At 73.7% G+C, this 14,237-nt stretch carries 12 protein-coding genes; 5 read left to right on the top strand and 7 right to left on the bottom strand.

The window, feature by feature from the left end:
• The first annotated feature begins 63 nt into the window (after positions 1–63).
• The gene (locus ACIHAR_RS29940) at positions 64–258 is read left to right on the top strand and encodes a hypothetical protein (RefSeq protein WP_365469313.1); all 195 of its coding nucleotides are present in this window, start codon (positions 64–66) and stop codon (positions 256–258) included.
• 13 nt (positions 259–271) lie between these two features.
• Here the strand turns inward: ACIHAR_RS29940 and ACIHAR_RS29935 are convergent, their stop codons facing one another.
• Both ACIHAR_RS29935 and ACIHAR_RS29930 read right to left on the bottom strand, forming a co-directional pair.
• A complete protein-coding gene (locus tag ACIHAR_RS29935; RefSeq protein ID WP_400022659.1) occupies positions 272–1,501 on the bottom strand; it encodes a phosphodiester glycosidase family protein in 1,230 nt (409 codons plus the stop codon).
• Positions 1,502–1,914: 413 nt separating this feature from the next.
• Positions 1,915–3,102: a bifunctional class I SAM-dependent methyltransferase/NUDIX hydrolase gene (locus ACIHAR_RS29930; RefSeq protein ID WP_365469319.1), complete on the bottom strand. Its 1,188-nt coding sequence runs from the start codon at positions 3,100–3,102 to the stop codon at positions 1,915–1,917.
• 161 nt (positions 3,103–3,263) lie between these two features.
• On the opposite strand from ACIHAR_RS29930, the gene ACIHAR_RS29925 reads away from it, so the two are divergent.
• A complete protein-coding gene (locus ACIHAR_RS29925) occupies positions 3,264–5,636 on the top strand; it encodes a molybdopterin oxidoreductase family protein (RefSeq protein ID WP_400022658.1) in 2,373 nt (790 codons plus the stop codon).
• Positions 5,633–6,127: a hypothetical protein gene (locus ACIHAR_RS29920; RefSeq protein ID WP_365469324.1), complete on the top strand. Its 495-nt coding sequence runs from the start codon at positions 5,633–5,635 to the stop codon at positions 6,125–6,127. The genes ACIHAR_RS29925 and ACIHAR_RS29920 overlap by 4 nt, the downstream gene beginning before the upstream one ends.
• Before the next feature lie 252 nt (positions 6,128–6,379).
• On the opposite strand, the gene ACIHAR_RS29915 is transcribed toward ACIHAR_RS29920, so the two are convergent.
• Positions 6,380–6,838, bottom strand: a complete 459-nt coding sequence (locus tag ACIHAR_RS29915; RefSeq protein WP_365469327.1) for a carboxymuconolactone decarboxylase family protein — start codon at positions 6,836–6,838, stop codon at positions 6,380–6,382.
• 116 nt (positions 6,839–6,954) lie between these two features.
• Between ACIHAR_RS29915 and ACIHAR_RS29910 the strand changes: the two genes are divergently transcribed.
• Positions 6,955–7,815 carry a pirin family protein gene (locus ACIHAR_RS29910; protein WP_400022699.1) on the top strand — a complete coding sequence of 287 codons (861 nt, stop codon included), beginning with the start codon at positions 6,955–6,957 and terminating at the stop codon, positions 7,813–7,815.
• Between the two features lie 163 nt (positions 7,816–7,978).
• On the opposite strand, the gene ACIHAR_RS29905 is transcribed toward ACIHAR_RS29910, so the two are convergent.
• Positions 7,979–8,920 carry a LysR family transcriptional regulator gene (locus tag ACIHAR_RS29905; RefSeq protein WP_400022657.1) on the bottom strand — a complete coding sequence of 314 codons (942 nt, stop codon included), beginning with the start codon at positions 8,918–8,920 and terminating at the stop codon, positions 7,979–7,981.
• 81 nt (positions 8,921–9,001) lie between these two features.
• Between ACIHAR_RS29905 and ACIHAR_RS29900 the strand changes: the two genes are divergently transcribed.
• Positions 9,002–10,000 (top strand): DMT family transporter, encoded by a 999-nt coding sequence (locus tag ACIHAR_RS29900; protein ID WP_400022656.1) that lies wholly within the window; start codon positions 9,002–9,004, stop codon positions 9,998–10,000.
• Positions 10,001–10,588: 588 nt separating this feature from the next.
• On the opposite strand, the gene ACIHAR_RS29895 is transcribed toward ACIHAR_RS29900, so the two are convergent.
• From ACIHAR_RS29895 to ACIHAR_RS29885, 3 genes are all read right to left on the bottom strand, one after another.
• The gene (locus ACIHAR_RS29895; RefSeq protein WP_365469336.1) at positions 10,589–11,500 is read right to left on the bottom strand and encodes a polysaccharide pyruvyl transferase family protein; all 912 of its coding nucleotides are present in this window, start codon (positions 11,498–11,500) and stop codon (positions 10,589–10,591) included.
• Positions 11,501–11,574: 74 nt separating this feature from the next.
• A complete protein-coding gene (locus ACIHAR_RS29890; protein ID WP_400022655.1) occupies positions 11,575–12,984 on the bottom strand; it encodes an FAD-dependent oxidoreductase in 1,410 nt (469 codons plus the stop codon).
• A 35-nt stretch (positions 12,985–13,019) separates the two neighbouring features.
• Positions 13,020–14,192, bottom strand: coding sequence for a polysaccharide pyruvyl transferase family protein (locus ACIHAR_RS29885; protein WP_400022654.1), 1,173 nt, complete (start codon positions 14,190–14,192; stop codon positions 13,020–13,022).
• Positions 14,193–14,237 lie beyond the last annotated feature (45 nt).

Below are 14,237 nucleotides of genomic sequence, written 5' to 3'. Positions count from 1 at the left end.
CCCTCCACTGCGCCACACTTGCGGCCGAATGCCGCGTAAGCGGACGTTGTGGAGGAGATTGACGTGGCCGTTTCCATTTCCGCGGTGCTGTTGCTGCTGATCCTGGCGGTGATCTTCGTGCGCAACGGCGGACTGAAGATCTCGCATGCGCTGGTCTGCCTGTTGCTCGGCTTCTTCCTGGCCGGCACGAGCATGGCCCCGACCATCCACAGCGGCCTCACGGCGACCGCCGACATCGTCGGCAGTCTGCGGCCGTGAGGCCGTCCGCGGATCACTGCGTGAACACGCCGATGCCGTTGGGTACGGGACGCTCCGCCCCGTCGGAGGGGTGGTTGCGCACCGTGACCTTCGAGGCGCCCTGCGCCCGGGCCACCAGGGTCGACGACCCCCCGCCGTCCAGGCTGAAGCCCTCGGTGGCGCCGAGGTTCTTCAGGGCCGTGGCGACCTCGGCGATCGTCAGGCCCTTGCGGTAGGCGGCCCCGCCGTCCACCGCGAACAGCAGCACCCGCTGCCCGCCGGCCGCGATCCCCACGGCCGTGCGCACGGCCGAGGTCCGCGCGTCCAGCCCGGTCAGGGGCTGACCTCCGGAGAGCACCGGGTAGCCGCCGAGGGCGAAGCGGTACGCGCGCTGCGACGCGGCCGTCAGGCCGTACCGCACCGCCACCCGCTGCCCCCTGACGAGCGTGCGCAGGCGCTGCGCGCCCGCCTCCCGGCCGAGGAGCACGGTGGTGCCCGCCGCGATGGAGCCGCTGCCCGGCGTGGCGGAGGCCGACACCACCACACCCCTGCGCACGGTCACCTCGTAGGTGCTCGCGCTGCATCCCGCGGCCCGTTCGGTGTCCGTGCCGCAGGTCGCCCGTACCCGGGACACGCTGCCCCAGTCGGACGTGTAGGCCCCGATGGAGTTCTCCGCCAGCGCGTACTGGTTGAGCCCGGCGAGCGGAAGCAGGCGCCCGGAGGCGCTGACCGACCCCTTGAGGGTCAGACTGTCCAGCCGGGCCCGTCCGTCGGTGCCGACGCCGACGACGTTCTTCGTGGTGGTGCCCGGCGGCAGCGCGGGGCCGAACCGCTGGCCGTCCGGAACGGCGCCCTTGAGCACCTTCCCCGCCGCGATCGCCGGGCCCACGGCGGCGCCGGTCGCGACGACGCCCGGGTGCTGGACCTCGGAGATGTTGAAGAAGTCGCCGTTGATACCGGCGACGGCCTTCTGCGCGGTGGCCAGTTGGGAGACGGTCGCGCGCGACGCCACCTCCCCCGGGTACAGCAGGCCGAGACGGACGTGGGTGTTCGTCAGGTCGACGCTCAGCACGTGTACGTGCGTGGTGCCGGCCGCGGCCGGCAGGTCGTACTGACGGTAGGCCACGCCCGCCGCGATGGTGGTCCAGGTCGCGGCGCCGGCCGGCGCCGCCCCGACCAGGACGCCGGCGGCCACGGTGCCGAGTGCCGTCAGTACCGTGAGCGTCGTTCTGCGCGTCCTGAACCGTTTCTGATGTCGTGTCACAGACCCCCCTGGCTGGTGTGAGCAGCCGCAACTCTCTCATGACCTGCGAGGACGGCGGCCGGGGGGTCGGTGTCAACACCACCGGAACGACGGGGAACGAGTCGGAAATGGCGCGATTTCCACCGCGCCGTTCACCCGTTGGCCCGTGTACTCGGACGCCTGTGCGCGCGCTCCGCGGGTCCTCTGTTCGGGTGCCTCCTCCGGCGTCCGGCCGGACGCCGGAGGCTCGTCGGCGGACGCCGGACGCCGCACCGGATCGAAGGGACGGCCGACCGGGCGAACGGTGCGCGCTGCCCGACGGGCGAGTGCGGTCGGCGCAGGCATACGCGTCGATACGAGGCGGGGGCGGACCAAGTGGCCCGGCGGCCCGGCGGGTTCGGGCCTCGTCGCCGTGTGCGAGCACGGCCCCGTGGTCAACGGGCCACGACGTGGCCCTCGTACGGCGTGAAGTGGGCCGGCGCGTGGTCGATCGGCAGGTCCGGGCGCCAGGCGGTGAGGGTCTGGGCGCTGCACACGAACAGGGACGGCGGCAGCTGGTCCAGGGCGTACCAGCGCCAGTCGCCGACCCGTTCGCCCGGCTGGTCGATCGGCTCGCCCCGCCAGTCGGTGACGACGGCGCCGACCGTCACACGGACGACGCCGTCGGCGTGGTCGAGCAGTGTCCCCAGCAGCCGTACGTCCGAGGCGTGGGCCCGCAGGCCCGTCTCCTCCCGCAACTCCCGCACCACGGCTTCCTGGAGCGACTCGCCGGGCTCCACGGTGCCGCCGGGGAGCTCCCAGGTGCCCCGGCGGTGACGGCCCAGGAGCAGCCCGCCCGGCCCGTACAGGACGGCGCCGACGCCGAGCGCCGCGTGGGCGACGGGCGGCAGCGCGGTGCGCGGCCGGGAGGAGACGCGGACGGGCCGCCGGGCCCGGAAGACGCGGTAGGAGGCGAGGTTGGCGGGGTCCGGGGACGTCACCTCCACCACCTCCTCGACCCGCAGCCCGTGGTCGGTGAGGAGCCGTTCCCACAGCTCCGTGGTCAGCACCCACATACGGACCGTCGTCCTGCCGCCGCCCGCGAAGAGCAGCGTCTCCGGCCGGGAGACGACCTCCGACGAGGGCCCGTCACCATGCGAGTTCGTGTGCAGCACCGAGAAGCACAGCGTCCCGCCGGGCCTCAGCGCCGTCGCCAGCGCGGGCAGCAGCCGGCGCGGGTCCACGTACGGCACGGCGTTCACGGAGCAGACGACGTCGTACGGCCGGGCCGCGCGCAGGTGGGCGACCGCGTCCGCGTGGACCAGGCGCAGGCCCGGGAGGGAGCCGTAGCGGGCCCGGGCCCGTTCGATCTGGCCCGGCGCGCGGTCCACCGCGTCCACCTCGGCGCCGTGCGCGCGCACGAGCCGCGCGGCGTGCCGGGCGGTGCCGCAGCCCAGGTCCAGCACGCGCCGGCCCTTCAGGTCCCCCAGGAACGCGTCGTCCGGCCCGGCGCCCGGGAACCCCCAGTCGATGCGCTCCGCCTCCGCGACGACCGTCCCGCGCCGCAGATGGTGTGCGGCGTAGGCCTGCCAGGCGTCGGCGTTGACGGCCTCCGGATCGTCCGGGACGACGGGGTGCGGCATGGGGCGGCCTCCGGGGCGGGCGGTTGCGCGGCCCGGGGATTCTTACCGGCGGGCGGGGCGGTCAATCGCCGTTTCCGTGGACCGTGCACGGGATCGCCGCAAGGGGGTACTCGCCCGAGGCGGCGGAACGACCGTGTCCGGTTCGTGGAGGTGACGTGGTGGTGAAAGGACCCGAGCGCATCGAGGACCCCTGGGGCGCCCGCACCCCCTACGGTCCCGGCACTCCCTGGCCGGTCCGTACCGACCTCCACCTCGCCGACGGGCTCACCGAGGAGGACGTACAGCGGTGGGTGCCCTCCGCCTCGCTGCTGCACTCCAACGGCGACGCCATGGACATCGCCGTACGGGACGGGCGGATCGTCGGCGTGCGGGGCCGGGCCGGGGACCGCGTCAACCGCGGCCGTCTGGGGCCCAAGGACCTGTACGGCTGGCAGGCCAACAACTCACCCGACCGGCTGACCCGTCCGCTGGTGCGCGAGGGCGGACGGCTGGTCGAGTGCGACTGGGACACCGCGCTGGACCGGATCGTCTCCCGCTCGCGGGACCTGCTGGACGAGCACGGACCGGGCGCCCTCGGCTTCTACACCACCGGTCAGCTCTTCCTGGAGGAGTACTACACGCTCGGCGTCCTCGCCCACGCCGGCATCGGCACGAACCACCTCGACGGCAACACCCGGCTGTGCACGGCCACCGCCGCCGAGGCCCTGAAGCAGTCCTTCGGCTCCGACGGGCAGCCCGGCTCCTACGAGGACATCGACCACGCCGACACCATCGCCCTGTTCGGGCACAACATGGCGGAGACCCAGACCGTGCTGTGGGCGCGCGTCCTCGACAGGCTCGCCGGACCCGAACCGCCCACGCTGCTGTGCGTGGACCCGCGCCGCACCCACGTCGCCCGCCACGCCCACGTGCACCTGGCGCCCCGCCCCGGCACGAACGTCGCCCTCCTCAACGCCCTGCTGCACGAGGTCGTCCGCACCGACCGGATCGACCGTGACTACATCGAGCGGCACACCGTCGGCTTCGAGGAGCTGGCCGCCGCCGTCGAGCCGTGCACCCCGAAGTGGGCCGCCGGCATCTGTGACGTCCCGGCCGCCGAGATCGAACGGGCGGCGGAGATCCTCGGCGGCGCCGAGCGGCTGCTCTCGACGGTCCTGCAGGGCTTCTACCAGTCCCACCAGGCCACCGCGGCCGCCGTCCAGGTCAACAACCTGCACCTGGTCCGGGGCATGCTGGGCCGCCCCGGCCGGGGGCTGCTCCAGATGAACGGGCAGCCCACCGCGGAGAACACGCGCGAGTGCGGCGCCGACGGCGACCTGCCGGGCTTCCGCAACTGGCAGAACGACGCGCACGTCGCCGACCTGGCCCGGATCTGGAACGTCGAGCCCGAGCGCATCCCGCACTACGCGCCGCCCACCCACGCCATGCAGATCTTCCGCAACGCCGAGCAGGGCTCGATCCGGATGCTGTGGATCACCGGCACCAATCCGGCCGTGTCCCTGCCGGAGCTGTCCCGCATCCGCGCGATCCTCGCCCAGGAACGGCTGTTCGTGGTCGTCCAGGACCTCTTCCTCACGGAGACGGCGCAGTTGGCGGACGTCGTCCTGCCCGCCGCGACCTGGGGGGAGAAGACGGGCACCTTCACCAACGCCGACCGCACGGTCCACCTCTCGGAGAAGGCCGTCGACCCGCCCGGCGAGGCCCGCGCCGACCTCGACATCTTCCTCGCCTACGCCGCCCGCATGGACTTCCGGGACAAGGACGGCGCCCCGCTGATCACCTGGCACGACCCGGAGTCGGCGTTCGCGGCCTGGCAGCGGTGCAGCGCGGGACGCCCCTGCGACTACACGGGCCTGAGCTACGACCGCCTGCGCGAGGCCGGGGGCATCCAGTGGCCCTGCACCGGCGAGGCCCCCGACGGCACCGCGCGCCTCTACACCGACGGCTTCGCCTACGCCCACCCCGACGCCTGCGAGAGCTACGGCAAGGACCTCGTCACCGGGGCGCCCGTGGAGCCCGTCGAGTACCGCTCCCTCAACCCGGACGGCAAGGCCGTCCTCAAGGCCGCGGAGTACCTGCCCCCGCACGAGGAGGCGTCACCCGACTTCCCCCTCCGGCTGATCACCGGACGGACCGTCTACCACTTCCACACCCGCACGAAGACCGGGCGCGCCCCCGAACTCGACGCCGCCGCCCCCGACGTATGGGCGGAGCTGTCCCCCTCCGAGGCCTCCCGGCAGGGACTGTCCGACGGCGACCTCGTGCAGGTCGCCACCCCGCGCGGCGCGGTGCGCGCCCGGCTGCGGACCACCGCCATGCGCGACGGCACGGTCTTCCTGCCGTTCCACTACGGCTACTGGGACACGCCCGAGGGCTATCGCCCGCCCGACGGCGCCGCCGGGCGGGCCGCCAACGAGACGACGGTCACCGACTGGGACCCGGTCTCCAAGCAGCCCCTGTTCAAGACGGGCGCCGCCCGCGTCACGCTCGTCGCGCGGCGCGGGACCGGGAACGAGGAAGGGGAACGGGCATGACGAACGGCGTAGCCGCGACCCTGCGCGCCCTCCACGACGGCGAACGCACCCTGGAACGGGACCTGTTGGCCGTGGCGGAGCGGCACCGCACCGAGCACGAGGTCCATCACGTGGCCACCGACCTCGCCCGCTGGTCCCGCGAGCACACCACCCGGCTGGCCGAGACGGGACGCCGGCACGGACTCGACCTGCCGGGACCGCCGGACGACCCGGCCCCCGGCGCCCTCGCCGCACTGCGCGAGAAGACGGCCGAAGCGCTCGGCCGGCGTTCCGCGACGGGTCTGCTGCTCCTGCACGACCTGCGGGACCTCCACCTGGCGGCCGCCCGCAACTCGCTGCACTGGGTGATGCTCGCCCAGGCCGCCCAGGCACTGCGCGACGAGGAACTCCTGGACCTCGTGAGCTCCTGCCATCCGCAGACGCTGCGGCAGATGCGCTGGACGAACACGGTGATCAAGGAGCAGGCGCCGCAACTGCTCACCTCGGTCTAGGCGCGGCCTGGGCGCGGTTCGTGCGGCGGCCTCGGGAGCGTGTGCCTCACGAGCGCACAGCCAGTGTGCTCATGGGCGCCGCCCGCCGTGCTGCGCCGAACGTACGCGCCGACGCCAGGCAGCCCGGAGCCGGGTGAGCGGTCCGGCAGCGCACAGGTGGAGCCCCTGAGCGCACGGTGCGGCCGGACCCACGGGGAACGGCCGCGCCCCGGACCGCGGGGGCGCCTCCGCCGCCCGCCTCCGCCACCGGCCTCAGCGCACCGGATGCCCGCTCATGACGGAAACCCGGTTGAAGGCGTTGATGGTGACCGCCACCCAGATCACCGCCGAGATCTGGTCCTCGGTGAGGACCTCCCGGGCCTCGGCGTACGCGGCTTCCTGCGCGGCGCCGTCGGACGGGGCGGTGGTCGCCTCCGCCAGCGCGAGGGCCGCCCGCTCCAGGGGAGTGAAGAGATCGGTGTCCCGCCAGGCGGCGAGCACCCCCAGCCGCCGGGTCGACTCACCCCCGCGCAGCGCCGCCCTGGTGTGCAGGTCCAGGCAGTAGGCGCAGCCGTTGAGCTGCGAGACGCGCAGGTTGACCAGCTCGACCACAGTGCGCTCCAGACCGGCGTCGGCGGCGGTCGCACGTACCGCCTCGGACGTCTGGACGAGCGCGTGGTAGGCCTTGGGGCTCTGCTTGTCGATGAAGATCCTTCGATTCACGGAAGACATAGTTTAATATCGAACATTCCTGGGAGGGCCGGGATGGAACCGACGAGAGGTGGCCCGCAGTGAGCAAGGTCGAGGTACTCACCCCGCGGGACGTACCGCTGGGCGGCCCACGGGCGATGACCGTACGGCGGACGTTGCCGCAGCGTACCCGCTCCCTGATCGGCGCCTGGTGCTTCGCCGACCACTACGGCCCCGACGACGTCGCCGACACCGGCGGCATGGACGTCGCCCCGCACCCGCACACCGGACTGCAGACGGTCAGCTGGCTGTTCAGCGGCGAGATCGAACACCGCGACAGCCTGGGCAGCCACGCCTTCGTCCGCCCCGGCGAGCTCAACCTCATGACCGGCGGACACGGCATCAGCCACTCCGAGGTCTCCACCCCGGGCACCACGGTCCTGCACGGCGTCCAGCTCTGGGTGGCCCTGCCCGACGAACACCGCGCCACGGCACGGGACTTCCAGCACCACGCACCCGAGGCGGTCCGGCTCGCCGGCGCCGAGATCAGGGTCTTCCTCGGCACACTCGCCGGCTCCACCTCCCCCGTGCGGACCTTCACGCCCCTCCTCGGCGCGGAGCTCCTCCTGGAGCCGGGCGCGGAGATCACCTTGTCCGTCGATCCCGCCTTCGAGCACGGGCTGCTGGTCGACACGGGAGAGATCCGCCTCGCCGGGACAGCGCTGCGACCGGCCGAACTGGGCTACCTCGAGGCCGGGGCGGCCCACCTCACCCTCGCGAACGAGTCCGACGGCACGGCGCGCGCCGTGCTGCTCGGCGGGACTCCGTTCGAGGAGGAGATCGTCATGTGGTGGAACTTCATCGGGCGCAGCCACGAGGACATCGCGCGGGCGCGGGAGGACTGGATGGCGGAGCTCGGCGGCCCTCGCTTCGGTGAGGTGCGGGGGTACGAGGGAGCACCGCTGCCGGCGCCGGAGCTGCCGTCGGTTCCCCTGAAGCCGCGACGAAGGGTCCACTGACCGGCGGCGCTGCCGGGAGGGCCGCCGCCGGAAGGCGTAGGCCCTCGTCCCGGTTCCTCCGCCGAGGGGCGGGCCGCGCACGACGGCGGCACCCGGGACCCGTGCCCGCCGACGCGGTGAGCGCCGTACGCGTCGGCGCACTCCCCGCCGTGCCCCGTCGGCCCTACCGGTGCTCCGCGCCGGCGCCCTCAGCCTCGGCATCGCCGCCCCGGCTCCGCACCGCTTCCGCGGCGGACGACAGCGCGGTCAGAACCGTCTGCACGGCCCTGCGCGCCACACGCTCGGGACGGTGCAGGACGTCGACGTGGCGGCGGGCGTGCACGCCGTCCAGGGGCCTGAGGACCACCGCCGGGTGCGGGCGGGCCGTCCAGCGGGGCATCAGCGCGACGCCGCCGCCGGCGGCGACCACCTCGGCGACCACCGACATCTCGTTGATGCGATGCGCGATGTCGAGCCGTCGTCCGGCGGCCGCGGAGACGGCCTCGATGGTGGCCAGGAGCGGAAAGCCGTCGTGAACCGTGATCCAGGGCAGACCGGCGACATCGCGGGGGGTCAGGCGAGGTCTGGCGGCCAGGGGGTGGTCGGCGGGGAGGGCGACGTCGAGAGGTTCGCGCAACAGGGCGGTGGCCGTCGCGGTCCGGGGCCACGCCGGCGCGTGGTCGAGCCGGTGGGCGATGACGAGGTCGTAGTGGCGGGTCAGGCGCGGGAAGTCGTCCTGCGCGACGTCCTCGTCGTGGAGGGAGAGCCGGGGAGATCCCGGCCCCTGGAGGCGCCGCAGCAGCAGCGGGAAGAACGCGGCGGCTCCGCTGTGGAAGGCCGCCACCGACACGACGCCGTCGGGCTCGTCGACGAACTCGTCGATGGTGTGCCGCGCTCGGGCCAGAGCCGTCTCCACCCCGATCGCCGCGTCGGCCAGGGCCTGCCCGGCGGCCGTGAGCACCAGACGCCGCCCGTCCCGCTCGGTGAGGGGGACGGGGATCGAACGCTGCAGCAGGCGGAGCTGCTGCGAGATGGCCGAGGGTGTCACCCGCATCGCCTCCGCGACCGCGGTGACGCTTCCCAGCTCCCCGAGTTCGCGCAGGACGCGCAGTTGTCTCTCGTCCACGCTGCCAGTGTAGCTTCGCTAAAGGGTTCCTTGAGCAACTCGTCGTTTACTTCAACGTGCTGCTCGTGAATCGTGGGCGCCATGCCAGACACCCGTCGTACGGACGTGGTGCTCCTGGCCGTCGCCGTCGTCTGGGGCTCCAGCTATCTGACGGCCAAAGCGGCCACGGACGCCACTTCGGTGCCGATCGTCCTCTTCCTGCGTTCCTTCCTGTCCGCGCTCGCCTGCGTGGCCGTCGTCGCCGCCCTGCGGAGACGCCGGCCCTTCACCCGGGACGAGATGCTCCACGGCTCCCTGCTCGGTCTCACCCAGAGCGCCGTCCTCGCACTGGAGACCTACGGCGTCGCGCACACCAGCGCGGCCAACGCGGGCCTGATCATCAGCCTCACCCTCGTGCTCACACCGGTCCTGGACCGCGTGGGACGACCGGGCGGTCTGCCGGGGAGGTTCTTCCTCGCGGCCGGTCTGTGCGTCGGGGGCGTCGGCCTGCTCGTGTCCGGCCACGGTCTGCGCGCGCCCGGAACCGGAGACCTGCTGATCCTCGCGGCGGCCGTGGTCCGGGCGGGACATGTGGTGCTGGTCGGACGGGTGACCGCGGCCCGGACGCTGCGCCCGCTGCAGCTCACCGCCGTGCAGAGCGTCGTCGGCGCGGCGATGTTCCTCCTGCCCGCGGCGGGCGATCTGCCGGGTGCCGCCCGTTTCGACGCCGCGACCTGGGCCCAGCTCGTCCACCTGGCCCTGTTGTGCGGGCTGTTCGCCTTCCTGGCCCAGACCTGGGCGGTGCAGCGCACCTCCGCCACCCGGGCCAGTCTCCTCCTCGGCACCGAACCGGTCTGGGCCCTCCTGGTAGGCCTCGGCTTCGGCGACGAACGTCTCACCCCGCTCTCCCTCCTCGGGGCCGCGCTGATCGTCACCGGTACGTACTGGGGGCAGGCCGTCGAACGCGTCCACCGCGCTTCCCCTCGCGCGTCCCTTCCGGAGGCGACCGGAGCCGGCTGCTGCGGGACCGCACCGCGTGAGAACGCCACAGCGGCGACTCCCGCGTGCCCCCGGTGTTCTCCGGCCGCTGCCCCGGGATGAGACCGCGGTGAGCGCTCCCGCCGGGGCGGCGCGGCGCCGGAAACACCGGGAACACTGGAAACACCGGCAATGCCGGAAACACCGCAAACGCCCGATACACCGAGGACCGCCGCACCGGTCGGGCACGCGTCAGCCGCTCGGTCCCGGCTGCGGCGCCCCGCGTGCGGCGCGGGCAGTCCGCTGCCCGCGCGCCGCCCGCCCTGTCTCCCCGACCCGCGCCGCGGCCCCTGTACGCGGCGCACCGTTCCCACGAGGCTTCCCGAGCCCCGCCCGGCCCCGCCCGCGCGGTGACCAGGAACCCGGGTCGGCCCGGCCGGGGCGGAGGCGACCGGGTGACCTGGTCGAGGCGTACTCGGTCCGGGCCCTCCGGCCTGCGGGCGGGGTGTTCCTGGGGCCGAGGACCCAGGCCCCGTCGTTCGGATCACGCCGCAGAGGAAGGTACCGGCACGCCCGTCTGCGGCGTTGTCGTCGGTTGCCGATGCCCCACGTCGACGCCCTCCTCCGCCGTGCGGCTCGACCTACCAGGCCCCGCTCACCAGGGTGGACAGGTGCCGTCGATCCCCTGGGATCTGAACCCGGCAACAGGCCCTAACCGCCGCCCCGCGGTCGGAGGGTCTCGAGCAGCCGCTCCGCGCTGTCCGCCGCCGTACCCCGGCGGAAACCGGCACCGATCTCCCGGGCCAGCCCGCGGCCCGAGGTCACGCACCAGTCCCACCACCGGTCCAGCACGGACGCGTCGAGCCGCTCGGCGGGCACCAGCGCCGGCCAGCCGCAGGCCCGCGCCTGCGCCGTCACCTTCGCACCCCCTTCGACCGGGTCGACGGCCAGGGCGGGAACCCCCGCGCGCAGGGCGAGCACCATGCCGTGCAGCCGGTCGGTGACGACCAGGTCGAGCCGGCCGAGCACCGACTCCAGCTGGGCGGGGGTCGCGCTCAGCCGCCAGTCGCGCACGTCCAGCCGCGTCTCCAGTTCCAGGCGCGCGCAGTCCCGGCCGGACAGCCAGCGCGTCACTGCGTCCGCGACCCGCCCGTGCCGTCGGCGCGCGCCGTACTCGTGCTGTCCGTGGGTGAGGATCACCCCGGCGACGGGAAGGGTGGGCAGGGCGGGTGCACGCGCCGCCAGGTCGGGCGTCGGCGGACTGCCGGGGGCGTCCCGGGCCAGCACGTGGTGGAAGCCGGTGGCGGCCGGGCTGCCCGCGTCGACGACGGAGGTGCCGACGGCGATCCGCACGCAGTGCGCGAACCTGCGGTGCAGCTCCTCGATCTGCGGCCCGTGCAGCGGACCGCAGACGAACACCAGGTGCGAGTAGTCCTCGGGGCGGACCTGCGTCAGCGACGGCCCCTCCGGCCGGAATCCCGGGCTCCACGCCACGTCGTGGTCCAGCCCCCGCCCCCGGAGCACGGCCCGCACCCGCTCCAGCGCCAGCACGTCCCCGGCGGTCGCCTCCCCGTCCAGGAAGCCGAACCACCCCGTCAGCAGGATCCGCGGCCGCTCGCCCACGGCCAGCCGGGTGCCCTCCCGACCGGGCGGCAATCACCCGCAAGCCGTCCGCCCGGACGCAGGCCTCCCGTCGGCTAGCGGAGGCTGGCGCCCTGGGTGCGGAGTTCCTTCTGGACGGCGTTCACCGGAACGTCCCGCGGCTTCTTGCCCTGGGTCGCCGCGAGCGCGGCGCAGACGCCCGCCGCCTGTCCGGTGGCCATGGAGATGGGCATGACGCGGTAGGAGGAGTGGGCCACGTGGTCGCCGGAGATGCAGCGGCCGGCGACCAGGATCCGGTCCAGGTCCCGGGGGAGCAGGCAGCGCAGGGGGATGTCGTAGGACTGGCCGCGCGGTAGCCGTTTGAGTGTGGTGCCGCGGCCGCTCGGGTTGTGGATGTCCACCGGGTAGGCGCCCCGGGCGACGGCGTCGCCGAACTTGCGGGCGGTCAGCACGTCCTCGCCCGTCAGCTGGTACTCGCCCATGATCCGGCGTGTCTCCCGCACACCGACCTGGACGCCGCTCTGCACGACGTAGGAGTCGGCGAAGCCCGGCACGCGGTCGTGCAGGAAACGCGCGATCTGCGCCATCTGGCGGTGAGCCGTGAACTCGGCGCGGGTGAGGTCCCAGACGCTGGTGCCGAGCGCTTCGGTGACGCGGGTGGAGTTGACCGCCACCTCACCGGCGTTCGGCGTGGCGAAGAACAGGATGTCCTCGCGGGGCAGGTCCAGTTCCCCGGCGTCGGTGGCGGCGCGGACCAGGTCCCACAGCCCGTGCACGCCCTTCCACTGGTCCGGGTGGGCGCGTGCGTAAGCGGCGAACTCCGCCTGGTCGAAGCGGACCATGCGGAACATCAGCGTCATGGGCTGGGTCCAGCCGTCCTCCGGGCGGCCGATCTCGTAGGCGGCTCCGGCCGCCGCGGCGATGTCGCCGTCACCGGTGCAGTCGACGATGACGTCCGCGTCCATGACGAGCGGACCCGACTTGGTCTCGAACACCGCGCGCATGCGATCGGGCAGGGAGAGGACGCCGGAGGCGAAGGCGTGGAGCAGCGTGCGCACCTCGTGCATCTCCAGCAGTTCGTACACGACCAGCTTGAACAGCTCCGCGTCGAAGGGCACCGTGTACCCGGTCTCCAGGGAGGGGCGGATGGCCGCGCCCGTGCGCACCAGTTTGTCGAGCAGCACCCACAGCACGCCGCCGACGACCGGTTCCCCCTCGCCGTGATCGGGCGGCAGAAGCCGGGCCGCATCGCCGCCGACGGCCTGCTTGACCTCGTTGTGGAAACTCATCAGCGGCATCACCAGCGCCGCGGTGGCGTTGCCGCCGAGGAATCCGTACCGCTCGACGAGGGCCACCTCGGCACCGGCGTTGGCGGCCCCGAGGGCCGCGCCGATGCCGGCCGGTCCGCCGCCGACCACCAGCACCTGGACGGAACCGGCGTGCAGTGCCTGGCGCGGGGGGAGCTCCACGCTCCGGGGGACGCGGGGCGGCATCAGGTAGGACACGATTTCCTCCCTCGGGGACCAGGGAGCCGGCCGCTTCAGCCGGCCGCGGACGCGGGGGTCGGCGCGCTGTGGCGGATGAGGGGGTGCGGGGTGGTGCGATCCAGGTAGGCGAGGAGCAGATCGGCGGTGCGTGCGGCCTGCAGCTGCATCGACGCCGTCCGCGCGGCCATGTCGGCCGCGCGGGCGGGCCGCTCGTCCCACAGGCGGTCCACCTCCGCGAGGAGCAGCCCCGCGGTCTCCCTGACCACGCCGCGCAGAGCCGGTGCGCCGATCCGCTGGGCGAAGTCGAAGACCTTCCCCGCGTAGGGCAGGGGCAGCAGAGGGATGCCCGCGAGCGCGGCGAAGATCAGGAAGTGCAGCCTCATGCCGACGGCCAGGTCCAGGTGCTTGACGATGTCGAGGACCTGCTGCGGCCGGTAGTTGCCGTGCAGCACCGTGCAGTGCTCCGCGTCGGCCATCCGGGACACCACCGCGTGCGCGTGCCGGATGTCGTCGCGTTCCATCGGCACGAAGACGACGTGGGCGTCCAGCCGGTGGACGAGGAAGTCGCCCACACCGGCGAGGAGCTGGTGGTATCCCTCCTCGTCGAGGTGCTCCGCCGCGCGGCCGGGCTCCCGCACGCTCATCCCGACCAGTCGCACGCCGCGCGGCACGGCCTCCGCCCGCAGGAGTTCGCCTCCGAGATCTCCGGGTGCGAGCAGAAGCGCCGGGTCGGCGGTGACGGTGATGGGCCGGGTGAGTCCGGCCTCTTCCAGCACGAGTTTCGACTCCTCGTCGCGGACCGTCACCTCCACCGCGTCGGAGAGCGTGGTACGGACCCATGCACAGTCCGTCTCGTCGGTGAGCGGACCGGCCCCGAGGGCATAGGTGAAGACCGCCACACCGAGTTCCTGGGCGGTGCGGGCCATCCGCAGATAGCGGCGGGCCTCCGTGTCGTAGAGGATCCCGCCGCCACCGAGCAGGAGCACGTCGAGCCGACGCAGGTGCTCGGAGATCCGCTCCCTGCACACGCCCTCCCAGCCGACCACCTCGACATCCGGGTGGATGCCGCGGCTGTGGTCGGGATTGCGGGAGAAGACCACGAAGTGGGCGTCCGGCCGTCCGGCCCGTAGCCGGTCCAGCATGGCGGTGAGGATCGCCTCGTCGCCCACGTTCCGGCCCCCGTAGGACCCCAGCACACCCACTGTCACGCCGCCCAGGCCGCCCATGAGGCCCCCTTACGAGTTTCGCCGGAGTCGCACCCACGGCTCGCC

Source organism: Streptomyces sp. NPDC052016 (genome assembly GCF_044548445.1).
GTDB lineage: Bacteria > Actinomycetota > Actinomycetes > Streptomycetales > Streptomycetaceae > Streptomyces.
This window is presented reverse-complemented; position numbering and strand designations above follow the sequence as displayed.